The 24706-nt window shown below is 71.6% G+C and carries 22 protein-coding genes; 18 read left to right on the forward strand and 4 right to left on the reverse strand.

Annotation, left to right across the window (positions count from 1 at the left end):
* Positions 1–397 precede the first annotated feature (397 nt).
* Positions 398–1840: an MFS transporter gene (locus ACFWGJ_RS22375; protein ID WP_387327192.1), complete on the reverse strand. Its 1443-nt coding sequence runs from the start codon at positions 1838–1840 to the stop codon at positions 398–400.
* 80 nt (positions 1841–1920) lie between these two features.
* Here ACFWGJ_RS22375 and dusB point away from each other — a divergent pair, with 80 nt between their 5' ends.
* From dusB to ACFWGJ_RS22420, 9 genes are all read left to right on the forward strand, one after another.
* Positions 1921–3087 carry a tRNA dihydrouridine synthase DusB gene (dusB, locus tag ACFWGJ_RS22380; protein WP_387327194.1) on the forward strand — a complete coding sequence of 389 codons (1167 nt, stop codon included), beginning with the start codon at positions 1921–1923 and terminating at the stop codon, positions 3085–3087.
* A 553-nt stretch (positions 3088–3640) separates the two neighbouring features.
* Positions 3641–3829, forward strand: coding sequence for a ferredoxin (locus tag ACFWGJ_RS22385; protein ID WP_387327195.1), 189 nt, complete (start codon positions 3641–3643; stop codon positions 3827–3829).
* Between the two features lie 75 nt (positions 3830–3904).
* Positions 3905–5122 carry an NAD(P)/FAD-dependent oxidoreductase gene (locus ACFWGJ_RS22390; protein ID WP_387327231.1) on the forward strand — a complete coding sequence of 406 codons (1218 nt, stop codon included), beginning with the start codon at positions 3905–3907 and terminating at the stop codon, positions 5120–5122.
* Positions 5119–5925 (forward strand): acetoacetate decarboxylase family protein, encoded by an 807-nt coding sequence (locus ACFWGJ_RS22395; RefSeq protein WP_387327197.1) that lies wholly within the window; start codon positions 5119–5121, stop codon positions 5923–5925. The genes ACFWGJ_RS22390 and ACFWGJ_RS22395 overlap by 4 nt, the downstream gene beginning before the upstream one ends.
* Before the next feature lie 86 nt (positions 5926–6011).
* Positions 6012–7544 (forward strand): aldehyde dehydrogenase, encoded by a 1533-nt coding sequence (locus ACFWGJ_RS22400; protein ID WP_387327199.1) that lies wholly within the window; start codon positions 6012–6014, stop codon positions 7542–7544.
* Between the two features lie 17 nt (positions 7545–7561).
* Positions 7562–8512 carry a 3,4-dihydroxyphenylacetate 2,3-dioxygenase gene (locus ACFWGJ_RS22405; protein ID WP_387327233.1) on the forward strand — a complete coding sequence of 317 codons (951 nt, stop codon included), beginning with the start codon at positions 7562–7564 and terminating at the stop codon, positions 8510–8512.
* A gap of 19 nt (positions 8513–8531) precedes the next feature.
* Positions 8532–9407 (forward strand): fumarylacetoacetate hydrolase family protein, encoded by an 876-nt coding sequence (locus ACFWGJ_RS22410; RefSeq protein ID WP_381834182.1) that lies wholly within the window; start codon positions 8532–8534, stop codon positions 9405–9407.
* Between the two features lie 9 nt (positions 9408–9416).
* Positions 9417–10937 carry an aldehyde dehydrogenase gene (locus ACFWGJ_RS22415; protein ID WP_387327203.1) on the forward strand — a complete coding sequence of 507 codons (1521 nt, stop codon included), beginning with the start codon at positions 9417–9419 and terminating at the stop codon, positions 10935–10937.
* Complete coding sequence (locus ACFWGJ_RS22420) at positions 10934–11686, forward strand: gamma-glutamyl-gamma-aminobutyrate hydrolase family protein (RefSeq protein ID WP_387327205.1); 753 nt, start codon at positions 10934–10936, stop codon at positions 11684–11686. The genes ACFWGJ_RS22415 and ACFWGJ_RS22420 overlap by 4 nt, the downstream gene beginning before the upstream one ends.
* 8 nt (positions 11687–11694) lie before the next feature.
* Here ACFWGJ_RS22420 and ACFWGJ_RS22425 read toward each other — a convergent pair whose 3' ends face one another.
* From ACFWGJ_RS22425 to ACFWGJ_RS22435, 3 genes are all read right to left on the reverse strand, one after another.
* The gene (locus tag ACFWGJ_RS22425) at positions 11695–12267 is read right to left on the reverse strand and encodes a MarR family winged helix-turn-helix transcriptional regulator (protein ID WP_387327208.1); all 573 of its coding nucleotides are present in this window, start codon (positions 12265–12267) and stop codon (positions 11695–11697) included.
* 105 nt (positions 12268–12372) lie between these two features.
* Positions 12373–13647, reverse strand: coding sequence for a cytochrome P450 (locus tag ACFWGJ_RS22430; RefSeq protein WP_387327211.1), 1275 nt, complete (start codon positions 13645–13647; stop codon positions 12373–12375).
* A 53-nt stretch (positions 13648–13700) separates the two neighbouring features.
* Entirely contained in the window at positions 13701–15056 is a 1356-nt protein-coding gene (locus ACFWGJ_RS22435) for a glutamine synthetase family protein (protein ID WP_387327214.1), read from the reverse strand.
* A 424-nt stretch (positions 15057–15480) separates the two neighbouring features.
* Between ACFWGJ_RS22435 and ACFWGJ_RS22440 the strand changes: the two genes are divergently transcribed.
* The 9 genes from ACFWGJ_RS22440 (at position 15481) to ACFWGJ_RS22480 (ending at position 24497) form a co-directional block, all read left to right on the forward strand.
* Entirely contained in the window at positions 15481–17013 is a 1533-nt protein-coding gene (locus tag ACFWGJ_RS22440; RefSeq protein WP_387327236.1) for an APC family permease, read from the forward strand.
* A 45-nt stretch (positions 17014–17058) separates the two neighbouring features.
* Positions 17059–17796 (forward strand): gamma-glutamyl-gamma-aminobutyrate hydrolase family protein, encoded by a 738-nt coding sequence (locus tag ACFWGJ_RS22445; RefSeq protein WP_387327216.1) that lies wholly within the window; start codon positions 17059–17061, stop codon positions 17794–17796.
* Positions 17797–17872: 76 nt separating this feature from the next.
* The gene (locus tag ACFWGJ_RS22450; RefSeq protein ID WP_387327219.1) at positions 17873–18493 is read left to right on the forward strand and encodes a cysteine hydrolase family protein; all 621 of its coding nucleotides are present in this window, start codon (positions 17873–17875) and stop codon (positions 18491–18493) included.
* A 592-nt stretch (positions 18494–19085) separates the two neighbouring features.
* Positions 19086–20486 (forward strand): pyridoxal phosphate-dependent decarboxylase family protein, encoded by a 1401-nt coding sequence (locus tag ACFWGJ_RS22455; RefSeq protein ID WP_387327220.1) that lies wholly within the window; start codon positions 19086–19088, stop codon positions 20484–20486.
* Positions 20483–22036: a hypothetical protein gene (locus ACFWGJ_RS22460; RefSeq protein ID WP_387327222.1), complete on the forward strand. Its 1554-nt coding sequence runs from the start codon at positions 20483–20485 to the stop codon at positions 22034–22036. Before ACFWGJ_RS22455 ends, ACFWGJ_RS22460 begins: the two co-directional genes overlap by 4 nt.
* Positions 22037–22121: 85 nt before the next feature.
* A complete protein-coding gene (locus ACFWGJ_RS22465; protein ID WP_387327225.1) occupies positions 22122–22556 on the forward strand; it encodes a hypothetical protein in 435 nt (144 codons plus the stop codon).
* Positions 22557–22614: 58 nt separating this feature from the next.
* On the forward strand, positions 22615–23499 hold the full coding sequence (locus ACFWGJ_RS22470; protein WP_387327227.1) for a hypothetical protein: 885 nt from the start codon (positions 22615–22617) through the stop codon (positions 23497–23499).
* Positions 23500–23925, forward strand: a complete 426-nt coding sequence (locus ACFWGJ_RS22475) for a hypothetical protein (protein WP_387327228.1) — start codon at positions 23500–23502, stop codon at positions 23923–23925.
* Positions 23926–23939: 14 nt separating this feature from the next.
* Positions 23940–24497 carry a hypothetical protein gene (locus ACFWGJ_RS22480; RefSeq protein ID WP_210882813.1) on the forward strand — a complete coding sequence of 186 codons (558 nt, stop codon included), beginning with the start codon at positions 23940–23942 and terminating at the stop codon, positions 24495–24497.
* Positions 24498–24706: the final 209 nt, after the last annotated feature.

The raw sequence follows: 24706 nt of genomic DNA on the forward strand, positions 1-24706 counted from the left end.
GCGGGCCGGTGGGGGCCGTTCGCGCAGTTCCCCGCGCCCCTCAAAAGCGGGGCTGCGCCCCAGCTTTTGCCCTTAGGGGGCGCGGGGAACGGCGCGGCCAGCCACAAACGACCGTCACCCACCCCCCACACCCAAGCCCCCCCCCAGGGGCGCGGGGAACTGCGCGAACGGCCCCCACCGGCCCGCACCCGAAACCCAACCCCAACCACCCCACCCCCCAGGGGCGCGGGGAACTGCGCGAGCAACCCCCACCGGCCCGCAGCCGACAACGCGACGGGGTCGGGGCGAAGCCCCGCTCCTGAGGGGCGCGGGGAACTGCGCGAACCGTCCCCGTCGGGACGCAGTTGGCAATGCGCCTTTTGCCGCGGTGGGCCCGCGCCCGGTGGCGGGGGCGGGCTCAGGTGACGGCTGCGGACTGTTTCACCTCCGGTGCGGACAGGCGATCCGCCGTGCGGGCCGCCGTCCCGCGGGCCCAGCGCCCGCTGGACACCGCGCCCACCACCAGCACGGAAAGCCCGCACGCCGCGATGATCCACCACGCGGGCCGTGCCGCCGAGACGAACGCGGCCCGGTACGACGACGTGCCCACCCCCGACGCGAGGACCGCCCCGATCACCGCGACCCCCAGCGTCTGCCCGATCTGCCGGCTCGTGGAGGCGACCGCCGCCGCCACCCCCGCCTGGGCGCGGGGCATGCCCGACACCGCCGTGTTGGTGATGGGCGCGTTCACGAAACCGAAGCCGAGCCCGAACAGCACGTATCCGATGACGAGCGTCACGTCCGCCGTCTCGGCCTCGAACGCGGCGAACAGCACCCCGCTCACCGTCATCGCCGTACCGGCGATCAGGAGGGACAGGCGCGGCCCCCGGTTGCCGACCAGCCGCCCGGACAGGGGCGCGCAGACGAAGGTCATCGCCGCCATGGGCAGCATCCACAGGCCCGCGTCGAGCGCGCTCAGGCCCCGGACGTTCTGGAGGTAGAGGGTGGAGAGGAAGAGGAAACCGCCGAGCGCGGCGAACGCGCTGACCGCCACCACCGTGGCCCCGCTGAACGGCGCCGACCGGAAGAAGCGCAGGTCGATGAGGGGTTCGTCGCGCCGCGGCTCGTACCAGAGGAGGGTGACGAGGGCGGCCAGCGCGATCCCGCCGAAGACGAGGATCTTGCCGGCGCCGGAGGCGGGCGCCTCGATGATCGCGTACGTCAGCGAACCGAGCAGCGCGATCACCAGGAGCTGGCCCACCGGGTCGGGGCGCCGCGCCTTGGGCGCGCGGGACTCCGGCACGTACCGCAGGGTGAGCAGGAGCGCGGCCAGGCCCACCGGCAGGTTGACCCAGAAGATCGAGCGCCAGCCGACCGAGTCCACGAGGAGGCCGCCGACCAGCGGGCCCGCGGCCATGGATATGCCGACGACCGCGCCCCATACGCCGATCGCGCGGGCACGTTCGCGCGGGTCGGTGAAGGTGTTGGTGATGATCGACATGGCGACCGGGTTGAGCATCGAGCCGCCGACCGCCTGGATCATGCGGAAGGCCACGAGCGATTCGAGGTTCGGCGCGAGCGAGCACAGCACCGAGCCGACGGTGAAGACGACGAGGCCCGCCATGAAGACCTTGCGGCGGCCGATGCGGTCGGCGGTCGAGCCCGCGAGCATCAGCAGCGAGGCGAGCACCAGCGTGTACGCGTCGATCGTCCACTGCATGCCCGCCAGGCTCGCGTGCAGATCCTTCTGCATGGAGGGGAGGGCGACGTTCAGGACGGTGTTGTCGAGGCTCACGATCAGCAGACTCATGCAGCAGATCGCGAGCACCAGCTGACGCCGGCGGGGGCTGAGCTCAGGCATGGGTACCAGGTTACGCCCATGTCGGTAGTGTGCCTAACTAACGACTACCGTCATGGGGCGGCGTACGTGACAATGGGGGAATGTCCACGTCCACGGTCACCCCTGCGTCCGCGGTGAACACCGCTCTGCGGATCGGTCCGCACACCGTCCTGCCGCCCGTCGTGCTCGCCCCCATGGCGGGCATCACGAACGCGCCGTTCCGCACGCTGTGCAGGGAGTTCAGCGGCGGCAAGGGGCTGTTCGTCAGCGAGATGATCACCACGCGGGCGCTGGTCGAACGCAACGAGAAGACCATGCAGCTGATCCGCTTCGACGCGACGGAGACCCCGCGCTCGATCCAGCTGTACGGCGTCGACCCCGCCACCGTCGGCAAGGCCGTCCGCATGATCGCGGACGAGGGCCTCGCCGACCACATCGACCTGAACTTCGGCTGCCCCGTGCCCAAGGTCACCCGCAAGGGCGGTGGCTCGGCCCTGCCCTACAAGCGGCCGCTGCTGCGGGCCATCCTGCGGGAGGCGGTCGCCGGGGCCGGGGACCTGCCGGTCACCATGAAGATGCGCAAGGGCATCGACGACGACCACATCACGTTCCTCGACGCCGGGCGGATCGCGGTCGAGGAGGGCGTGACCGCGATCGCGCTGCACGGGCGCACCGCCGCGCAGCACTACGGCGGGACGGCCGACTGGGACGCCATCGCGCGGCTCAAGGAGCACGTGCCGGAGATTCCCGTCCTCGGGAACGGGGACATCTGGTCCGCCGACGACGCGCTGCGGATGGTGCGCGAGACCGGGTGCGACGGGGTCGTCGTGGGGCGGGGGTGCCTGGGGCGGCCGTGGCTGTTCGCCGACCTGGTCGCGGCGTTCGAAGGGCGGGACGGGCAGTACGCGCGGCCGTCCCTGCGGGAGGTCGCGGCCGTCATGGTGCGGCACGCCACCCTGCTCGGGGAGTGGATCGGGGACGAGGCGCGCGGGGTCATCGACTTCCGCAAGCACGTGGCCTGGTACTTGAAGGGGTTTGCCGTCGGCTCGGAGATGCGGCGGCGGCTCGCCGTCACGTCGTCGCTGAGCGAACTGGCGGAAGGGCTGGAGGAGTTGGAACTCGATCAGGCCTGGCCGGTCGGGGCGGACGGGCCGCGGGGGCGGACGTCCGGGAACGGGCGGGTCGTCCTGCCGGACGGGTGGCTGAAGGATCCGTACGACTGTGCGGGCGTGAGTGAGGACGCGGAGCTGGATACCTCCGGCGGTTGAGCGGCCTTTCCGGCTGCGGGCCGGTGGGGGCGGGTTGCGCAGTTCCCCGCGCCCCTGGGGGGTGGGTGGCTGGGGTCGCGTTCCGGGCGCGGGCCGGTGGGGGTTGCCCGCGCAGTTCCCCGCGCCCCTGGAGGGGGGTGGCTGGGGTCGCGTTTCGGGTGCGGGTCGGTGGGGGTTGCTCGCGCCGTTCCCCGCGCCCCTTAAGGGCAAAAGCTGGGGCGCAGCCCCGCTTTTGAGGGGCGCGGGGAACTGCGCGCCCAGCCACACGCGACCGTCAGCCGTCCCAGGCACCCCGGCCCCCACCCCCTCAGGGGCGCGGGGAACGGCGCAATCTTTTGTCTTCGCGGGCGCGGGGAACGGCGCGAACCGTTCCCGGCGGGCCGCACCGGTTCCCACCCCCTTGACCCGATCCCCAATGCTTCCTACCTTGTTTGGGGTCAAATGAAATGGGGGGAGGGGGCGGTCCCGACCCGCTCCATCGGCCGGGCCCGCCCTCAGGGTCCGAGTCCCCGTCCGTTCCCTCCGACGTGACACGTCATCTGGAGGACCGGCCATGAAGGTCGTCGTCGACATGAACAAATGCCAGGACCACGGCCAGTGCGTGTTCGCCGCACCCGACGTCTTCCGGTTCGACGACGACGGACATCTGGTCCACGTCCCCGACGCCGACGACACCCGCCGCGAGGAGGTCGAGGAGGCCGCCGACGTCTGCCCGCTGCAGGCCATCCGGATCGGGGACTGACGCGTGAACGCAGCCGCAGCCGCAGCCGCAGCCGCAGCCGGACCCGGACCCGCACCTGCAACCGCACCCGTCGTCGTGGTCGGCGCCTCCATGGCCGGCCTGCGCACCGCCGAGCAGCTGCGCGCCGCAGGCTGGCGCGGACCCGTCGTGCTCGTCGGGGACGAACCCCACATGCCCTACAACCGGCCCCCGCTGTCCAAGGAGGCCCTGGCGGGCGACGCCTCCTTCGGCGAACTCACCTTCCTGCCGCGGGCCAGCGTCTCGGACGTACGGTGGCGCCTGGGCACCCGGGTCGTCGCGGCCGATCTCGACCGGCGGACCGTCACGCTCGACGACGGCGAGACCTTGTCGTACGGGGGGCTGGTGGCAGCCACCGGGATGCGTTCCCGGCGGCTGCCCTGCCCCGGCCCCCGCCGCGGACGGCACACCGTGCGCACGGTGGCCGACGCCCGCGGGCTGCGCGCGGCGCTGGCCCGGCCGGGCGGGCGCGTGGTCGTCATCGGCGCCGGATTCATCGGCTGCGAGGTCGCCGCGACCGCCCTGGCCCTCGGAGCCGCCGAGGTCACGGCCGTGGACCCGCTGCCGCTGCCCATGGTCGGCCCGCTCGGCGAACTGCTCGCGAAGGCGCTGCTCGACCGGCACGAGCGGCGGGGCGTCCGGTTCGTCCTCGGCGCCCAGGTGACCGGGTTCGAGGGCGGCGAACAGGTCACCGGGGTGGTCCTCGCCGACGGCACGGTCCTCGCCGCCGACGTCGTGGTGGAGTCGGTGGGCTCCGTCGCCAACAGCGAGTGGCTCGCCGGCAACGGCCTGGACCTCACCGACGGCGTGCTGACGGACGAGCATCTGCGGGTCGGCGGACGCCCGGACGTGGTCGCCGTCGGTGACATCGCGCGCTTCCCGAACGCCCGTTACGACGAGGTCGCGCGCCGCGTCGAGCACTGGTCCATCCCCACGGACACCGCCAAGCACGCCGCCAGGGTGCTCACCGCCCACCTCACCGGCGGCGAAGTAGGCAGCGGGTTCGCGCCGTTCGCGCCCCTGCCGACCTTCTGGAGCGACCAGCACGACTTCCGGCTGCAGTCCTTCGGCGCCCCCGCCCTGGGCCAGGACGACGTGCGCGTCCTGGACGGCGACCCGGACGGCGACTTCCTGGCCGGCTTCCACCGGGGCGGCCGTCTCGTGGGTGTCGTCTCCCTCGGCGGCCGGTCCACCTCTCCCGCCGCCGCCCGCCACCGCGCCGAACTCCTCGCCCAGCCCGCCCTCGGCGCCGGATCGTCCGGAGGGGCCAAGTGACCTCTCTGCGCGGCTACTTCCCTCCCAAGACGGCGACGGGCGCCGCGTCGCTCGTCCCCGCGCCGCCGTGGCGCTACTCCGGTGATCTGCTCACCGTCGAATACCGCACCGACCCGGGCCGCGTACGGGAGTTGCTGCCCGAGCCGCTGGAACCGGCCGCCGAGGACCCCGGCGCCGTCGCGCTGATCTGGGCCGACTGGCAGTCCTGCGCCGACCCGGGGCGGGAGCTGCTCGATCCGGTGCGGGCCCAGTACAAGGAGGCGTTCGCCGTCGTGCGCTGCGCGTACCGGGGGCGGACGTACACGCGCTGTGTGTTCATCTGGGTCGACAAGGACTTCGCCCTCGCCCGCGGACTGCACCAGGGGTATCCGAAGAAGCTCGGCTCCATCCACCAGACCCGTCCGCATCCGTACGGGCCCGCCCCGCGCATCGAGGCCGGGGCGCGGTTCGGGGCCACCCTCGCCGCCGCCGACCGGCGTCTGGCCCAGGCCGTCGTCACCCTGCGCGGGCCGTGTGAGACGAACGGGTTCGTCAACGCCCATCCGATGCTCCACCACCGCTGGCTGCCCGCCGTCGAGAAGGGCAAGGGGCTGGCGCTCGACGAGCTGATCGAGTCCGGCGCCGCGTCCTTCGAGGGCGGCCAACCCTGGACGGGGGAGGCCGAGTTGGAGCTGTTCGAGGCGCCCACCGAGGAGCTGGCCCGGCTGGAGGTCCGGGAGCCGATCGCCGCGTACTACCGGCAGGTCGGCGTGGTCTGGGACGGGGGCCGGCTGCTGGAGACGGGCACCTCCGGCGCCGAATGAGGCCCGCCGCGGCTCCGCCCGCAGTGCATCGCCCCGCCGCCCGATGACATGCCCCGGAGCCCCATGACATGAGGGAGCGCCACGACATGAGTGAACACCTCACCACCGTCGCCTCGGTCGCCGTCGACACCCGGCACTTCATCGGCGGCGAACGGGTCGCCGCCACCGAGACCTTCACCGACGTCTCGCCCATCGACGGCACCCCGCTGGGCGAGATCGCCCGCGGTACGGGGACGGACGCCGGCGCGGCCGTCGCCGCCGCCGGAGCGGCCTTCCCGGGCTGGGCCGCCACCCCGCCCGCCGAACGCGCCCGACTCCTCGAAGCCGTCGCCGACGGGGTGGAGAAACGGCTCGAAGAACTCGCCGTCGTCGAGACCCACGACAACGGCGCGCTCCTGCGCTCCCACCGGCGCGGTGTCATGCCGCGCGTGGCGCACAACTTCCGCTTCTTCGCCGACCGGCTGCTGACACTGGGACACGAGGACTTCGCGACCCGCGGCCACACCCAGCACGTCAGCTGGGACCCCGCGGGCCCGTGCGTACTGATCACGCCGTGGAACGCCCCGCTGCTGCTCGCCACCTGGAAGGCCGCCCCGGCCCTCGCCGCCGGCAACACGGTGATCCTGAAACCCTCCGAATGGTCCCCGCTCACCGCCTCGCTGCTCGCCGACATCACCACCGCGGCCGGCCTGCCTCCCGGGGTCCTGAACGTCGTACAGGGGTACGGGCCCGAGGTCGGCGCCGCCCTCGTCGCGCACCCGGACGTGCGCCGCGTCAGCTTCACCGGTTCCGTACCGACGGCACGACGCATCGCCGCGTCCGCCGCCGCGCACCTCACTCCGCTCAGCCTCGAACTCGGCGGCAAGTCACCGCTGTTGGTCTTCGCCGACGCGGATCTGGAGCTTGCCGTGGACCTCGCGGTGGAGCAGTACGACAACGCCGGACAGGTCTGTCTCGCGGCCACCCGCATCCTGGTCGAGGAGCCGGTGGCCGGGGAGTTCACCCGCCGCCTCGCCGAGAAGGCGGCCCGGCTGCGCCAGGGCGACCCGAGGGACCCGGCCACCGACCTCGGTCCCCTCATCCACCCCCGCCAGCTGGAGAAGGTGGACGGGTTCGTGCGGCGGGCGCTGGCGGCGGGGGCCCGCGCGGTCGTCGGCGACCACCCGAGCGGCGCTCACCCGGGCGGCGATCATCTGCGCGGCCATCATCAGGGCGACGGTCCCGGTGCCGCACGGGTGGGCGGCCTGTACTACCCGCCCACCCTCCTCACCGACGTCGCCCAGGACTCCGAGATCGTCCAGGAGGAGGTCTTCGGGCCCGTCCTGACCCTCCAGACCTTCACCACCGAGGACGAGGCCGTCCACCTCGCCAACGACACCCGCTTCGGACTCGCGGCCACCGTCGCCACCGGCGACCCCGCGCGGGCGCGGCGCGTCACCGCACGCCTCGTGGCGGGCACCGTCTGGGTCAACTGCTTCTACGTCCGCGACCTGCGGGCGCCCTTCGGCGGCTCCCGCCAGTCCGGCATCGGCCGCGAGGGCGGCGACTGGAGCTTCGACTTCTACTGCGACCTGAAGACCACCGTCACCGCACCGAACGGATGGACCGACCATGGATGAGAACGGACGACCGGACCATGGGTGAGATCGTCGGGGCGGGCCTGCTCTCCCACGTCCCCACCATCGTGCTGCCGGAGGCCGACCGGCTGGAGCTCAACGAGGGCAAGGAGAGCACCCTCGTCACCGGACTGCGGCAGCTCCGCGACGACGTCTTCGCGTCCGACGGCTACGACACCGTCGTCGTCCTCGACTCCCACTGGGCGACCACCGTCGAGTTCGTCGTCACCGCCCAGCCGCGCCGCTCGGGCCTGTACACCTCCGAGGAACTGCCGCGCGGGATGTGCCGGATGCCGTACGACTTCCCCGGCGACCCCGAACTCGCCCACCGCGTCGCCTCGTTCGCCGACCGGCACGGCACCTGGATCACCCCGATCGACGACCCCTACCTGCCCGTCTACTACGCCACGACCAACCTGTGGAAGTACCTCGGCGAGGGGCTGCCCGACAAGCGGTGGATCACCATCGGCGTCTGCCAGACCGGGGACATGGACGACCATCTGCGCCTCGGCCGCGCACTGGCCGACGGCATCGCCGCCACGCCCGGCCGCCGGGTCCTGCTGATCGCCTCCGGCGCCCTGTCGCACACCTTCTGGCCGCTGCGGCAACTGCGCGACCACGAGGCGGGCGATCCGGACCACGTCTTCACCCCGGAGGCGAGGGAGGCCGACCAGGAGCGCATCGGCTGGTTCAAGGAAGGCCGCCACGACCAGGTCCTCGACCGCATGGACGACTTCTGGCCCCACCGGCCCGAGGCGAAGTTCTTCCACTATCTGATGATGGCCGGGGCACTCGGCGAGCGGGCGTGCACGGCGAAGGCCCGGCAGTACGGCGCGTACGAGAACGCCATCGGCACCGGCCAGGTGCACCTCTGGTTCGACCGCCCGGCGGACGGCTGGACGGGCACCGGCCCGCCGCCCCCGCCGGCCGCCGCCCGCACACCCCACAGCCGCGTCCGGCCGTCCGGCTGACCCCAGGGAGGCTGCCGTCATGCCCGAGTACCGCCGTGTCCTCCTCGACGGCTCCGCCGTGGAGACCGTCCGCGACGGCGACGAGCTGGTCGCCGGGGACGGGCGCCGCGTCAAGGCCGGGGAGGCGACCCATCTGCCGCCGGTCGTCCCGTCCAAGGTGATCGCGGTCCACCTCAACCACCGCAGCCGGGTGGCGGAGTTCGGGGCCGCCCTGCCCGCCGCACCCACCTACTTCCACAAGCCGACCTCGGCGCTCAACGCGCACCGGGGCGCGGTCGTGCGGCCCGAGGGCTGCAAGTGGCTCAACTACGAGGGCGAGGTCGCCCTCGTCATCGGCAGGACCGCGCGCAACATCTCCCGCGCCGAGGCGGGCCGGTACATCGCCGGATACACCGTCGCCAACGACTACGGACTGCACGACTTCCGTGACACCGACGCGGGCTCCATGCTCCGCGTCAAGGGCTCCGACACCCTGTGCCCGCTCGGCCCCGGCCTGGTCACCGACTGGGACTTCCACGGCAAACGGCTGCGGACCCTCGTCAACGGGGCGGTCGTCCAGGACGGTTCCACCGACGAGATGACGTGGGACATGCACTACCTCGTCGCCGACATCGCCCGCACCATCACCCTGTACCCCGGGGACGTCCTGCTGTCCGGCACCCCGGCGAACTCCCGGCCCGTCCGGCCCGGCGACGTCGTCGAGGTCGAGGTGGAGGGCCTCGGCCGGCTCACCAACCACATCGTCTCCGGCCCCACCGCCGTCCGCACGGACCTCGGCGCGCAGCCGAGCGAGTCCGAGGAAGTGCTGTCCACCGCGCTCGGCGGCGACTGGGAGTTCCGCGGCATCAGGCCACCCGCACGCAGGCCGCCCGAAGGCAGGCCGCCCACACGCTGAGAGGACCGTATGACCGCCGTCAGCCCTGCCGTCACGCAGGTCAAGCAGGTCACGCACGAGGAATGGCTCCGCCGCGCCAAAGCCCTCGAACCGGTCGGTACGCATCTCATCGACGGCACCGACGAACCCGGCGGGGGCAGCACCTTCGCGGCCCTGTCCCCCCGCGACGGCCAGGTGCTGGCCGAGGTCGCCGACGGGGGAGAGGCCGAGATCGACGCGGCCGTCACCGCCGCCCGCCGCGCCTTCGACCACGGCCCCTGGCCCCGGCTGGCCCCCGCCGAACGCGGCCGGACCCTGATCCGCCTCGCCGACCTGCTGGAGGAACGCCGGGCGGAGCTGGCCCTCACCGTCAGCCTGGAGATGGGCAAGCCCGTCACCGAGGCCCACGACATCGAACTGCGGGCCGTCGTCGAGACGTTCCGCTGGTACGGCCAGCTCGCGGGCAAACTCGCCGACGAAATCCCGCACACCGCCCCGGACACCCTCGCGCTCGTCACCCGGGAGCCCGCCGGGGTCGTCGGCGCGGTCGTCCCGTGGAACTTCCCGCTGACCCTGGCCGGCTGGAAGCTCGCCCCGGCATTGGCCGCCGGATGCACGGTCGTCCTCAAGCCCTCCGAACACGCGCCGCTGTCGGCCGCCCTGCTGGGACGCGTCGCGCTGCTCGCGGGACTGCCGCCGGGTGTCCTCAACGTCGTCAACGGCGAAGGGCCGGTGGCCGGGCGGGCCCTCGGCCTGCACCCGGAGGTCGACGTCCTGGCCTTCACCGGGTCCACAGCCGTCGGCCGTCACTTCCTGCACTACGCGGCCGACTCCAACCTCAAGCGCGTCTGGCTCGAACTGGGCGGCAAGTCGCCCAACATCGTGCTGCCCGACGCCCCCGACCTGGCGAAGGCCGCGGCGACGGCCGCCTGGGGCATCTTCTTCAACCAGGGCGAGATGTGCACCGCGCCCTCCCGGCTGCTGGTCCACGCGTCCGTCGCCGAGCAGGTCACCGACGCCGTCGTGGCGCACGCCCGCGCGCTGCGGGTGGGCGACCCGCTCGACCCGGCCACCGAGATGGGCGCGCTGGCCGGTGAGGGCCATCTCGACCGCGTACTGGGGCATGTCCGGGCGGCGGTCGACAGCGGGGCGAGGCTGCGGACCGGCGGCGCACGCGCCCTGGCCGGGGCGGGGGGTGCCTATCTGGAACCAACCGTCTTCGACCGCGTCGCACCGGACAGCCCGCCCGCACGCGAGGAGATCTTCGGGCCCGTGCTGTCCGTCCTCGCCTTCGAGGAGCTCGACGAGGCGGTCGCCCTCGCCAACGCCACCGAGTACGGGCTCGCGGCCGGGCTGTGGACCTCCGACCTGTCCACCGCCCACCGGGTCGCCCGCGCCCTCAAGGCCGGCACGGTGTGGGTCAACTGCTACGAGGAGGGCGACCTGACCGTGCCCTTCGGCGGCGTGAAGCAGTCCGGCAACGGCCGCGACAAGTCCGTACACGCCCTGGAGAAGTACACCGAACTGAAGACCACCTGGATCCAGTTATGAGTGCCCGCCCGCTGATAGCGGTCCCCGCCCGCTTCTCCGCGACGTCCTCGGCCCTCGACCGGCCGGCCGAGGCCAACGCCCGCGCGCTGATCGAGGCGGTCTGGCGGGCCGGCGGCGAGCCGGGCGGCATCCATCCGCACGCGCCCGGCGGCACGGCCGACCCCGACGAGGTCCACGACCGGCTCGCCCGCTTCGACGGCCTCCTGCTGCCCGGCGGCGGCGACCTGGCCCCGTACCGCTACGGGGCGCGGCGCACGCACCGGGCCGTGTACGACGTGGACGACGAACAGGACGGCTTCGACCTGGAACTCGCCCGGCAGGCCCTCGCCCGCCACCTTCCGCTGCTGGCAATCTGCCGCGGGCTGCAGGTCGTCAACACGGCCCTCGGCGGCACACTCCACCAGGACAACCAAGGTCGGGAGAGCGGCGGTGCCGGGCACGGGCACCGGCATGTGCGGCATCCCGTCTTCCTCGCGCCCTGGTCGGCCGTGGCCCGGATCACCGGGACCGACAAGGCCGAGGCGTCCTGCTACCACCATCAGCACGTGGACCGGCTGGGGGAGGGGCTCAAGGCCACCGCCCACGCCGTCGACGGAACCGTGGAGGCGGTCGAACTCGCAGACGGCGACGACCGGTTCGTGGCCGTGCAGTGGCATCCGGAGGACACCGCGCGCACGGACCCGGCCCAGCAGCGGCTCTTCGACGCGCTGGTGCGGGCGGCCCGCCGCAGGGCCGAGCGCGGTAGGTGAGGTGCGGGTCAGTTACGGGCGCGGCGGCCACTGCGACGGGGGGTGGCCGCCTCGCCGTTCAGCAGCTCCCTGCGCCGGTCCTCACCGCTCTCCTCGACCTGGAGCACCACGCTGCGCAGCCCGTCGGCGAGCGTGCGGCACTCGGCGTCGCTCAGCCGCGAGGTGACGAAGGCCTCCTCCTCGTTGAACGCCGGGAACACCTCCCGCATGAAGCTCTCGCCCTCCTCGGTGAGACCGAGCAGGACCAGCCGCCCGTCGGTGGGATGGTCGGCGCGGCGCAGCAGACCGCGCGACTCCAGGGTCCGGGCCACGCCGGTCAGGGTGCCCTTCGAGATCCCGGCCTCCTCGGCGACGCGCCGGGTCTCGGACTCGCCCCACACCCACACCACCCACAGCACGACGAAGCCCGTCCAGGTCAGGTCCGAGCGCCGCAGCACGGAGTTCTCCAGGTGCTGGCGCACGGCGGACGCGGCCCGGTAGATGTTGGCGACCGCCGCCATCTGGTCGCGCCGCACGGGAATGCCGCCGAGTTTCTCCGCCGCGAGTCTCTCCGCCGCGCTGATGGACCGCTGGCTGGGCACGGGCGCTCCCTCGCATCGTCACCGGACCGCCGTCACTGCCGACGCACGGCCGTACGGCATCGAATCCTACGTGGCTGGTTCTGAGACCTGCGGGCTTGCGGCGGCTCACTTGAGCGTGACCGTCACGGGCAGTTCCTTGATGCCGTTGACGAAGTTGGAGCGGACCCGGCGGACCGGACCGCCGAGCCGGACGTCCGCGAGCCGCGGGATCAGTTCCTCGAACATCACACGGATCTCGGTCCGGGCGAGCAGGTTGCCCAGACACAGATGCGGGCTCGTCTTCCCGAAGGTGACATGGTCGTTGGGGGCGCGGGTCACGTCGAAGGCGTAGGGATCGGGGAAGACGGTCTCGTCGCGGTTGCCCGAGGCGTACCACATGACCACCTTGTCGCCCCGCCTGATGCGGGTGCCGCTCAGCTCGGTGTCACGGGTCGCCGTACGCCGGAAGTGGTAGACGGGCGAGGCCCAGCGCAGGAATTCCTCGACGGCCACGGGGATCAGGGCGGGGTCGCGGCGCAGGAGGTCCAGCTGGTCGGGGTGCTGGGTCAGGGCCAGCATGGTGTGGCTGATGGCGTGGCGGGTCGTCTCGTTGCCCGCGACGACCAGGAGCAGGAAGTAGTTGTCGAAGTCCTGCGCGCTCAGGGGCACCCCGTCGCGCGGAGTCCCGTTCACGAGCCGTGAGACCAGGTCGTCGCCGGTGCCGCCCCGCCGCTCCCGGGCCAGTTCGCGCCCGTACGCGAAGACCTCGGTGGCGGCGGGGGAGCGGAACGGCAGATCGCGGTAGCGCTCGCTCTCCGGGCTGCCGAGCAGGACGTCCGCGTAGTCCGGGTCGGTGTTGCCGATGATGCGGTTGCCCCAGTCGATGAGCCGGCGGTTGTCCTCGGGCGGCACGTCCAGGAGGCGGGCCAGGACGTTGATCGGGAAGTCGGCCGCGACATGCGTGACGAAGTCGAACGTGCCCAGCGGCAGCGCCGCGTCCAGGGTGCGCGCGGTCAGACCGCGCAGGAAGTCGGTGTACCGGCTGATGACGGTGTGCCCGAACTGCCGTTGCAGCAGCCCGCGCAGCGCCCGGTGCCGGACGCCGTCCAGTTCCAGGAGCGAGGCGCGCTTGGCGATCTGGTCGTCGTCGACCTCTTCGAGATTGACGAACTTCGTCGAGGTGAACGTGTCCGGGTCCCGGTCGACCGCGACGATGTCCCGGTGCCGGGTGAGCGCCCAGAAGCCCGAGTTGGGCGCGGCCTCGGGCTGCCAGTGGACCGGGTCCTGGTGCCGCAGCGTGTGGAACATGCGCCAGGGCCGCAGCTCGTCGGTGAAGCGGTCGAGGTCGGTGAGGTCGACGTCGTCGAGGGGCAGGGGTTCGACCGGGACGGGTGCGGCCATCGAGGTCTCCTCGGGGGTTGTGCCTCGCGATGGGGCGGGGTGGGGGCGGATGATCACAGGTGGTCGGCGTACTCGTCGAGCTCCCAGTCGGTGACGTGCTGCTGGAAGCGGCCGACCTCGTCGCGCTTGTAGGTGACGTACGCGGAGACGAACTCCTTGCCGAGCAGCTGTGTGAGGCCGGTGTCCGCCTCCAGCGCGTCGAGCGCGGCGGGCAGACTCGCGGGCAGCAGCGGCGCCGAGGCGCTGTCGTAGCCGTACCCCTTGAGCGGGGCGGCCGGCTCCACCGCGTCCCTGACACCGAGCAGGACGGCCGCGCTCGCGGCGGCGACCAGCAGATACGGGTTGGCGGCGGCGTCCCCGAGCCGCAGTTCGAGCCGCGCCCCGGCCCCGCGCTCGGGCGGTACGCGGACCATGGCACTGCGGTTGTCCAGGCCCCAGTCGATCAGCCACGGGGCGAGCGTGTCGGGGCCGAAGCGCTTGTACGAGTTGACCGTGGGATTCAGCAGCGCGGCGAGCGCCGGGGCGTGCGCGAGGAGACCGGTCACGGCGTGCAGGGCGGTGGCCGACAGACCGTACGGGCCCTCGGGGTCGTCGAAGGTGTTGGCGCCCTCGCCGTCCACGCACGACAGATGGACATGGAAGCCGGAGCCGCCCGCGTCGTTGAACGGTTTCGCCATGAAGGTGGCGGTCCGCCCCTCCGCGCGGGCCAGTTCCTTGACGGCCGACTTGAGTCGGAAGGCCCGGTCGGCGGCGTCCAGCGCCCGCGAGTGGGCCAGGTTGATCTCGAACTGCGAGCCGTCGAACTCGTGATTGCCCGTCGTCACGCCGATCCCCAGGTCGCGCAGCGAACGCAGCGTGCGCAGCAGGTGGTTCTCGGGGTCGGCGCGCAGGCCCGCCGTGTACACGGTGCCGGCGGCCGTGCTGTAGCGGCGCCTGCCGCCGGGCGCGCCCGGGTCCGTTTCGCAGAGGAAGTACTCCAGTTCGGGACCGGCCACCGGGTGCAGCCCGTGCTCCGCGCACCGGGCGAGCACGGTGCGCAGCAGGTCGCGGGGGGACTCGGGCATGGGCGCGCCGGTGCGGGCGTCGGTGACGTCGCCCAGGCAGGAGGCGACCCCCGGCTCCCAGGGCAGCGGGGCCAGCGTGCTGAGGTCGGGGCGGACCAGCATGTCGGGGAGCCCGGCCTCCAGGCCGCCGGTCACCGGGACCACCTCGCCGCGCGGGGTGGTGTGGTAGACGGCCCGGCAGAAGGCGAGCCCGTGTGCGCAGGCCGCGGGCAGATGGTCGAGCAGCACGTCGCGGGCCCGGTCCGTGCCGAGCAGGTCGGGGTAGACCACGCGGACCACGTCGATGCCCGCCTCGGCGAGCCGTTCGGTGTGTTCCCTGGTCAGGGAGGGGTCGTGTGCGCTCACCGCTGCCTCCTCGGGCAGATGGGAACGGGGCCGTCAGCCGGCCCGGGCGCTGCTGCCGCCCACCGTTTGTTTGATGTCAAACGGTACGACGACCGTAAGGACGCCTGTCGTCCTCCCGCAAGGGTGCGGCTCAAGTCGGTGCCCGCCGCGAGGGATTGACCGCCCCGGAGGGCATGCCTATGTTGTTTGGTGCCAAACGAATTGTCGGCGTGAATCCGGGCGCCCCCCTCGCCCTTTCCGCCGCCCCTTCCTCGCACTGAGGCCCAGCACCTCGGGAGGACCGTCCCATGAAGGCCGTTGCCGACAGGATCAGGTGCGACCACGACCACGACCGCGACCGCCGCCACGATCGCGCACACACTCACGGGCCCCACGTGTCGTGACCGACGCGGATCCCGGCCGACGCCAGGTCGGCAGCACCACCGTGACCGCCGCGGACCGCCGGCTCAAGCGCGACGCCCTCGGAGTCCTCGGCATCCTCTTCCTCGTCCTGTCGGCGCAGGCCCCGCTGACCGGCATCGCCGGAGCCGTGCCCCTGTCCGTCGCACTCGGCAACGGATCCGGCGTCCCCGCCGCGTACGTCGCCGCGGGTGCGATCGTCCTGCTGTTCTCCGTGGGCTTCGTCGCGATGAGCCGGCACGTCGTCGACCCCGGCGCGTTCTACACGTACATCGGCAGGGGCCTCGGCCGGACCGCCGGCACGGGTGCCGCCGCCGTCGCGCTCTTCGCGTACTGCACCATCCAGGCCGCGATGTACGGCCTCTACGGAGTCACGGTCGCCCCACTCCTGGACGTGCACGCGGGCATCGACGCGCCGTGGTGGCTGTGGGCCCTGCTCACCATGGCGCTGGTGCAGTGCCTCGGGGTGGCGGGCATCGACACGGGCGCCCGGGTGCTGGCCGTCTTCGTGGTCGCCGAGACAAGCATCCTGCTGGTGTTCGCTCTGGTCACGCTCCTGCGCGGGGGAGGACCCGAAGGGCTCGGGCTCGCCGCCGCCTTCTCGCCGAAGACCGCGCTCGACGGCGCTCCGGGGGTGGCCCTGATGTTCGCCGTGGCGTCCATGTTCGGCTTCGAGGCCACCGCCGTCTACGGCGAGGAGGCCCGCGCGCCGGAGCGGACCGTACCCCGTGCCACGTACCTCTCCATCACCCTGATCACCGCGTTCTTCGCCCTCACCTCCTGGATGGTGATCTCCGCCCACGGGGCCTCGCGCGCCACCGACGACGCCGGCCGGGCCCTTGCGGACGGGGACTCCTCGGCGTTCGTCTTCCAGCCCGTCACCGACCGGCTCGGCGACTGGGCCGGCGACCTGCTGCCCGTCCTGCTCGCCACCTCCCTCTTCGCGGGGATCCTGGCCTTCCACAACTCGGCCAACCGCTATCTGTTCTCCCTGGGCCGTGAGCGCCGCCTCCCGCACGCGCTGTGCGCCGTGAACCGGCGCGGCGCGCCCTGGGCGGCCGGAGTCGTCCAGACCGCGATCGCCGTGCTGCTGGTCGTCCCGTTCGCGCTGACCGGCCGGGATCCGGTCGTGACGCTGTTCTCCTGGTTCAGCGGCGTCGCCGTCCTGGCGATCATGCTGCTGTACTTCCTGACGTCCGTGTCCGTCGTCGTCTTCTTCCGCCGGAACCGGCTGGACCGGCGGCCGTGGAACACCGCCGTCGCGCCCGCGCTGGGCGCCCTCGGCATCGCCGGGGCCATCTGGCTCGTCCTGGCCAACCTGACGACCCTCATCGGCGGCGACCGGACCACCGCCACCTGGCTCGCGCTGGCGGTCCCCGCCGTCTGGCTGCTGGGCGCCGCCGCGTACCTGGCCCGGCCGGCGTCCGCACGGCCCGTGGCCCCGGCCCCCGAGAACCCGGCTCCCCGGATTCCGGCTCCCGAGAACCCGGCTCCCCGGACCCCGGACGCAGCCGCGGCCCCGCCCGCCCCGGAGACCTCCGAAAAGGATCCGCCGTGACCTGAACCGCCGTACATCGAACCGCCTCCCCCCAGAGGAATGCCCGTGACCCGTCCCCGTCCCGCACGCCCCCTCATCGCCATTCCCGCCCGCTTCTCCGTCTCGACCTCGGCCCTGCGGTACTCCGCCGAGATCGTCGCCCGTGCCCTGGTCGAAGCCGTCTGGCGGGCGGGCGGCGAACCGGTCACCCTGCACCCCCACGCACCGGACGGCAGCTGTGACCCCGCGCTCGTCGCCGAGCGCCTGACCCGCTTCGACGGCGTTCTGCTGCCGGGGGGCGACGAACTGCCGCCCGGCCGCTACGGGAACACGCCGACGCACGGCAGCACGCACGACGCCGACGCCGAACAGGACGGCTTCGATCTGGCGGTGGCCCACCACGTCCTGCGGACCGAGCTGCCCCTGCTGGCAATCTGCCGGGGTCTCCAGGCGGTCAACGTGGCGCTCGGAGGCACGCTGCAGGTGCAGCTGGCGGGCTGGCGGCGCCGGCACCACAACCTCGTGCACCAGGTGGCCGTCCAGCCCGCCACCCTGCTCGAACTGAGCATGGGCGCCCAGGTGGTGACGGCGTCCTGCTTCCACCGCACCCACGTCGACCGGGTGGGCGCGGGCCTCAAGGTCACCGCGCGGGCCGACGACGGCACCCGCGAGGCACTGGAACTACCGCACCGGCGCGCCTGGTTCGCCGGGGTGCAGTGGCACCCCGAGCACACCGCCCGCCACGACCCCGCACAACAGGCCCTGTTCGAGGCGTTCGTCCGGGCCACGGGGGCGGCCCGGTGAGGCCCGCACCCGTCAACCGCGCTTTCACCCACCGCAGTTCCGTCACCCGCAGTCCCGCTGGAGGGAAGACCCCGTCATGAAACGTGCCCTCGTCGTCATCGACGTCCAGAACGAGTACGTCACGGGCGGTCTGCCGATCGGCTACCCGGACCCGTCCCTGAGCCTGGCGAACATCGCCGCGGCCCTCGACACCGCCGCCCAGGAAGGGGTTCCCGTCGTGCTCGTCCAGCACGCCGCTCCCGCCGGCGCCCCCCTCTTCGCGCGGGGCACGCACGGCTTCGCCCTGCACGACGTGGTGGCCTCCCGCCCCCACGACCATCTCGTGGAGAAGACGCTGCCGTCGTCCTTCATCGGCACCGACCTCGACGACTGGCTGCGCCGGGCGGGCGTCGACACGCTCACCCTCGTCGGCTGGATGACGCAGACCTGCGACGAGTCGACCGCCCGGCACGCCGTCCAGCTCGGCTACCAGGTCGAGCTGCTCGCCGACGCGACCGGGGCGCTGGCCCTGACCAACAGGGCGGGCAGTCTGTCCGCCGCCGAGATCCACCACGCGGTCCTGGTGGTCCTGCAGTCGTTCTTCGCCTACACGGCGAGCACCGCGGAGTGGATCGCCGCCGTCCGCACCAAGTCACCGCTCGGCCGACCGGACTTCGCGGCGGCGACCGACGCGGGCCACACCGAGAACGGCGGCTGATCCGCCGTCCGTCAGGGCCCCGGCGAACTCGTCGGGGCCCTCTTCGCGGGCGACCTCGCACGTGAGCGGGATTTTTCGAATTAGTGTGCGATATATAATATTTTTTGGCCAGAAATGTGCCTTGAAAGAAACGTTTAACCCGTCGCGTGGTGCCGCTGCCGCCCGCGGGCGGGGATCTTCGCGATTGGCGTGAAACCGCTCTTTCCGGGGGTGCGGCACAAGATGGCGGCGTACCGGTCGCCTGCGGTATTCAGTGCCGTGCGCACCGGAACGCTCTCTTCATCACGGTCCGGATGCCACGTGCGGTATCTGTGACTCCGGTTTGTTGTTCGGCACGCGTGTGACGGCCGTTCCGACGGGTCCCGGGGCGGCTGGACGATTCCGGACAGTCGTAGAGGAATTGTATATTCATGCGCCGCGACGCTCTACGATGGGTCCGCTCTGCCGCTCGCTGCCCGTTCAACTTCCGATGCGCTTCAATCATCAAGTGGCCATGGAATGTACGAGGGAGGCCCGCGTGACAGAATTACCTCAGAGCGGACCATCGACCGAAGCATTCGATGTACAACTGTTCCGTGAAAACACCGAATCCGTGCTGGCCAAGCTGGAAAAGCATCTGGCCGATCTGTCGATCCGGGGCCTGGAACTCACCGACCCGGCGCAATTGACGCGGACGGCCAGGGCGTTGATGACCACCGAGCACGAGAAACCCGCCGCGTTCGACGAGGCGAAACTCTCGGCGATCGTCGACCTGTACATCAGGACCGGTATCCAGGTCCATTCGCCCGGCTACATGGGCCGGCAGTTCTCGGGCGTGGTCCCGCTCTCCTCGGTCATCGACTTCGTCAGCTCCGTCGTCAACCAGCCCTCGTCCTTCTACGAGGCGGGCCAGCTGCCCAACGTCGTCGAGCGGATCATGGCCGACGAGCTGAACAGGTTCATCGGCTACCGGCCCGGCACCTTCGACATGGTGACCACCTCCGGCGGGTCACTGGCCAATCTGACCGCCCTGCTCACCGCCCGGAACAGGGCTTTTCCCGGAGTCTGGGCCCGCGGCGGCAAGGCGTCGAGGGGCCCGGCCACGCCCGCCGTCGCGGTCGGCGCCGACGTCCACTACAGCGTCGCCCGGGCCGCCGGCATCCTCGGGATCGGCGAGGACCGTATCGTCCGCCTGCCGCTCGACGCCGCACGGCGCATCGACGTCTCCCGGGCCGGGCCCGCCCTCGACGCCGCCCAGCGGCAGGGCCTGGACGTCTTCTGCCTGGTCGCGTCGGCGGGCACGACCTCGGTGGGCGCCTTCGACCCGCTCGCCGAACTGGCCGCCCTCACCCGCGAACGCGGTCTGTGGCTGCACGTGGACGGCGCCCACGGCGCGAGCCTGCTGGTCTCCGACGAACTGCGCCACAAACTGCGCGGCGTCGACCAGGCCGACTCGCTGGCCTGGGACGCGCACAAGATGATGTTCGTGCCGGCCCCGTGCACCCTGCTCTTCTACCGGAACAGGGAACACAGCAGGGAAGCCTTCCGGCAGACCGCCAGTTACGTGTTCGACGCGCAGCCGGGTGTTTATACGGCACTCGACAGCGGCGACAAGAACTTCGAATGCACGAAACGCCCCATGATGATGACCCTCTGGGTGCTGTGGGCGATGTACGGCAGAGCGCTCTTCGCCGAGAAAATCGAGTACCTGTGCCGGTTGACGCGGGACGCCCACGCCATACTCGAAAAGCAGGACGACTTCGAGACGCTGCACTGCCCCGAGGCCAACATCATGTGTTTCCGCTACCGTCCGAAATGGCTCGCGGACGACGAAGTGGCCGCATTCCAGGTGGACATCAGGAACCGCATCAAGCAGGACGGGCAGTTCTTCATATCCAAGGTCGACGTGGACGGAGTGGCCGCCCTCAGGGTGGTCATGATGAACCACCAGATCACCACCGAGCATTTCCGGATGCTGCTCGGTGAGATAAGGAAAGCGGGGCGGGAGAAGTGACGGACACACGGGTGGCCCAGGCGCCTCCCACCGATCTCCAGGGCTTGGTCAACTGGCTGATCCCGGACTGGGAACTGACCCCGCCGACGCCCGAGGCGGTAACCCTGCTGCCGTCGTTCGCGAGCAAGATGCGCGAATGCGAGCGGGTCTGCGGGCAGCCCTACAGCGAGATCTCCCACGAGATCCAGGACGCCCTGGTGCTGCGCAGGCTCCAGCAGATGATGCACACCGTCCGGCTGAATCCACTGTGGCGCGAACGCCTGGAGAACGCCGGGATCATCCGGCCCCCCGACAGCTACGAGGCGTGGCAGCGCGTACCGCTGTCCGACAAGGAGACCCAGCGCGACCTCTTCATGGGCTCCCGCGAAGGCATGGTCGTCCCGCACGAGCGGGGTGGCTTCGAGGTCGTCGCCAGCGGCGGGACCAGCAGCGGCAGCCCCCTGGAGACCGTGTACTCGCTGAGAGAACTGAGCGACACCTACGCGGTGGCCGGCCACTTCCTCGGCACGTACCAGATCGGCCCCCACCTCACGGGCGCGGACCCCAAGTGGCTGCTCACCACGCTCGCCGACTACCAGATGTGGAGCAGCGGCACGATGGTCGGCGGAGTGCTGCAGAGCGTGCCGGGCGTCAACTACATCGGTGCCGGACCCGTCACCGCACCCGTCCTGGAGCACGTCTTCTCCTACCGGGGCCCCAAGGCGCTGATGGGTATCTCGGCGGGCATCGCCATCCTCGCCGAACTCGGCGCGGGCATGAGCCAGAAGGCCAAGGAAAGCTTCCGCGTCGCGCTCTACGGCAGCGGTGTGCTCCCGCAGCGCAACCGCGACGAACTCAAGGCGCTCTACCCGAACCTGGCGATCCTCAGCTACTTCGCGGCCACCCAGGCGGAGACCATCGGGCTGCAGCTGGCCGAGTCGAGCCCGGTCCTCACCGCGGTCCCCGGCCTGCACCTCGTCGAGATCGTCGACGAGAACGGCCGCTGGGTCCCCGAGGGCGAGGAGGGCGAACTGGTCGTCACCCGGCTGCACGCCCATGAGGCGCCGCTGCTGCGGCTGAAGCTGGGCGACCGCATGATCCGCAGGCCCCGCCTCGACGGACCCGGCGGCCCGAGCGCCCAGCAGTTCGAGTTCGCCGGACGCACCGGCGACATCCTGCACCTGAACGACAGCCAGTACTCGGCGGTGCGCGCCTACGACGCGCTGCGCGACGAACTGCGGACGGCCGGCGTGGTGGACCTGGACCAGGCCGCTCACGAGATCCAGTTCGTCAACCGGCGCGAGGAACGGGTCATCACCCTGTACGCCGCCGTGGACGACGTGCTCACCCCGGCGTACCGCGTCGACTCCCTGCTCGGTCCCGCCGGACTCCAGCGGGTGCTCGTCAACGCCCTGCCGCGGTCCCTGTCCCTGTTCAACGACGGTGAGGCCAACCCCACCTCGGTCGCGAAGACGGGCTACCGCCTGGAGGTCCGGTTCGTGCCCCGGCACTCGCCGGAGATCGAGCGCACCTCGGTCGGCAAGGTGCCGCTGGTCCGCGACCGGACCTGAACCACCGCGCCGCACCGACCCGCAAAGACGCAACGCGATCACCCTCACCCCGTGCGTAACCCCGCTCACAACGCAGGAGGAACGAGTGGCCTACACACCGCAGATCAACATCATCGCCGTGGTCGACGTCATCGGCGCCCTCTCCGGGGGCACGCTGCACAACGGCAACCTCTGCCTGGTCGACAACGCCGGCGAGGAGAGCACCGGACAGGGAACGGCCCATCTGCGCACCGCCGTCCGGCCGGGCCAGGTCGTCCAGTGGTCCGCCCTCGCCGTCGACCTCCAGACGCCCGTCGAGATCCGGAGCATCACGTTCCTCGGCGAGGACGGGGTGGCGACCCCCGCGACCCGCACCGCGGCCGACGGCGACGGCGACAAGCTCGACCTGGCGCACTGGGCCGGAGTGGTCCCCCCGTCCCTGCCGTCCGGAACCCCCTTCAAGTACCGCCTCGAACTCCAGATGTACGAGGGCCGGTACAGCGTGCTGCACGTCGACTCGCCGGCGCTGATCGGCGTATGAGCCGAGGCGGACCGGGTCCTGACGACCAGCAGACATCCCACAACGACGAGGTGGAAGCATGGCTCAACAGCTGGCGATCATCGTGCTCGTGGACATCGGCAACGCCCTGGAGGCCAATACCCTGCGGGACAACGTCTATCTGTTCGACAACATGAAGCTGCACGGATCCGAGGGGCAGGGCACCGGCGACCTGGTGACCGCCATTCACGGCGCCTACTGGCGCGACGGCTCCCAGGCCACGGAACAGGTCCTCAACTGGCTGCCGTACAGCCTGGGTTCGCTGCCGCCGACCGTGCCGCGAGGTTACGAGAGCGAGCGGTCCCTGCAGAGCGACGCCCGGGCCCTGGAGGAACTGGACGCCCTCACGGCCAAACCCGACGCCACCGACCCCGCGGCCGATCTGAACGAGATCCGCAAGGCGGTCGGTACGCGGGTGAAGACCACCCGGCGCACCAAGGGCCGGCTGTCGGGACAGAAGGTCATCGACCTCACCGGTGAGATCGTCACCGACACCTCCGCGGGGACCTACAGCTACCCCGCCCCCGTGATCACCGACATCTACGGCCAGGCCGTCGACGAGAAGATCATGTATCCGGCGGAGTACGGCTCTCCCGACCTCGTCACCGACGGCTGGTACTGGTCCGCCACGGTCGACTCCTCGCGGCCCGGCACGTACTCCTACTCGATGCGCATCCAGCTCCACCGGCTGGTGCAGCGGGGCAGCGAGGCCCTGTGGGAGCCGGTGAACATGACCTGCGAGTCGGCGCTGCGGGTGACCTCCGAGCCCAAGTTCAACGGTTTCACCGGCTCGGGCATGGGCCTGCTCCCCATCGAGCCGTCCCTGTCGTCCCTGTCGTCCGCCCCGGGGGCGGAGTACTTCCAGCAGTCCGGCACCCAGCAGTCCGGCACCCAGCAGCCCGGCCTCGCAGAGGAGGAGCGGTAGATGACCAGCGAGACCGACAACGGCGGCGCCAGGCGCCCCATCGCGATCACCGCCGTCGTGGACTGCGTGGGGGCCCTCGCCACCGGCACCGTGCACGGCAACCTGTACTTCTACGACACCAACAAGGCCGGCGGATCCCTCGGGTTCGGCACCGAGCAGTTACGCACCCGGGTCCGCGGCGGCGACCAGATCCTGTGGTCCGTCCTCGCCCTGGAGTGCGAGGCGTACACGGCGATCGACGGCATCGACATCGACCACGAGGTGTGCGAGCCGGAGCGCAGGGTCTATCCCGGCACGGACGTCGCGTACTGGATCGGGACGGTGAAGAAGGACGTCCCGGGCGACACCTACTACCAGGTCCGGTTCCGGCTCGGCTCGCGCGACGAGCCGATCGTCACCACGCTGTCCCCCAGTCTCGTCGGCTGATTCCAGGAGGAGCGATGAGTACGAGCACGGTCGGCGAAGCCGTCGAACAGAAGCAGAACCCGGGCCAGTTGAACTCGGTCCAGCTCAACATCGTCACCCTGATCGACATGGAGCGGGCGACCGAGACGGGTTCGCTCAGCGAGTCGATGTTCATGATGGACAACAGCATCGGCGGGGACGGGCAGGGCACGAACCACCTCCAGACGTTCTGCAAGCAGGGGCAGGTCCTGAACTGGATCGTGCGGCCCATCGACATGGACAAGCGGATCGACAACACGTGGCCGCCCATGCCGAAGATCAACAGCATCGTCTTTCTCGACACCGAGTCCGGGGACGAGGAGGACGTGGCGGAACGGAAGATCTTCACCGAGCTGAAGATCTACGGGGCGCCGGACCGGATGCGGGACAAGTTCACGCCGGTCTACTACTACTGGGCCGGTACGGTGCTGAGCACGGCCCGGCCGGGGCTGTACCGGTACCGGCTGGTCCTGGAGCTGGAACAGCGCGGCACGCAGGAAAAGCTGTACCTCAACACTGAGGAACACCCGTCGATCCGGGTCCTGGGGGTCTGACCCCCGGCCCCCCACCCGACACCCGTCCGCGGGCCGGTGGGGGCCGTTCGCGCAGTTCCCCGCGCCCCTGAAAACCGCGTTCGTCTGCGGCCCGGTGGGGGCTGGCCGCGCAGTTCCCCGCGCCCCTTGACGTGCGGGTCCGGTGGGGGTTGCTCGCGCAGTTCCCCGCGCCCCTCGGGGAGGGGCTTCGCCCCGTCCCCAATCAGGGG

The sequence above is a fragment of the Streptomyces sp. NPDC060205 genome, from assembly GCF_042728395.1.
Classification (GTDB): Bacteria; Actinomycetota; Actinomycetes; order Streptomycetales; family Streptomycetaceae; genus Streptomyces.

Coding starts and splice junctions, on each gene's coding strand:
- ACFWGJ_RS22375 (WP_387327192.1), bottom strand. CDS start 1,840: ATGCCTGAGCTCAGCCCCCGCCGGCGTCAGCTGGTGCTCGCGATCTGC.
- dusB (WP_387327194.1), top strand. CDS start 1,921: ATGTCCACGTCCACGGTCACCCCTGCGTCCGCGGTGAACACCGCTCTG.
- ACFWGJ_RS22385 (WP_387327195.1), top strand. CDS start 3,641: ATGAAGGTCGTCGTCGACATGAACAAATGCCAGGACCACGGCCAGTGC.
- ACFWGJ_RS22400 (WP_387327199.1), top strand. CDS start 6,012: ATGAGTGAACACCTCACCACCGTCGCCTCGGTCGCCGTCGACACCCGG.
- ACFWGJ_RS22405 (WP_387327233.1), top strand. CDS start 7,562: ATGGGTGAGATCGTCGGGGCGGGCCTGCTCTCCCACGTCCCCACCATC.
- ACFWGJ_RS22410 (WP_381834182.1), top strand. CDS start 8,532: ATGCCCGAGTACCGCCGTGTCCTCCTCGACGGCTCCGCCGTGGAGACC.
- ACFWGJ_RS22415 (WP_387327203.1), top strand. CDS start 9,417: ATGACCGCCGTCAGCCCTGCCGTCACGCAGGTCAAGCAGGTCACGCAC.
- ACFWGJ_RS22420 (WP_387327205.1), top strand. CDS start 10,934: ATGAGTGCCCGCCCGCTGATAGCGGTCCCCGCCCGCTTCTCCGCGACG.
- ACFWGJ_RS22430 (WP_387327211.1), bottom strand. CDS start 13,647: ATGGCCGCACCCGTCCCGGTCGAACCCCTGCCCCTCGACGACGTCGAC.
- ACFWGJ_RS22450 (WP_387327219.1), top strand. CDS start 17,873: ATGAAACGTGCCCTCGTCGTCATCGACGTCCAGAACGAGTACGTCACG.
- ACFWGJ_RS22470 (WP_387327227.1), top strand. CDS start 22,615: ATGGCTCAACAGCTGGCGATCATCGTGCTCGTGGACATCGGCAACGCC.
- ACFWGJ_RS22475 (WP_387327228.1), top strand. CDS start 23,500: ATGACCAGCGAGACCGACAACGGCGGCGCCAGGCGCCCCATCGCGATC.
- ACFWGJ_RS22480 (WP_210882813.1), top strand. CDS start 23,940: ATGAGTACGAGCACGGTCGGCGAAGCCGTCGAACAGAAGCAGAACCCG.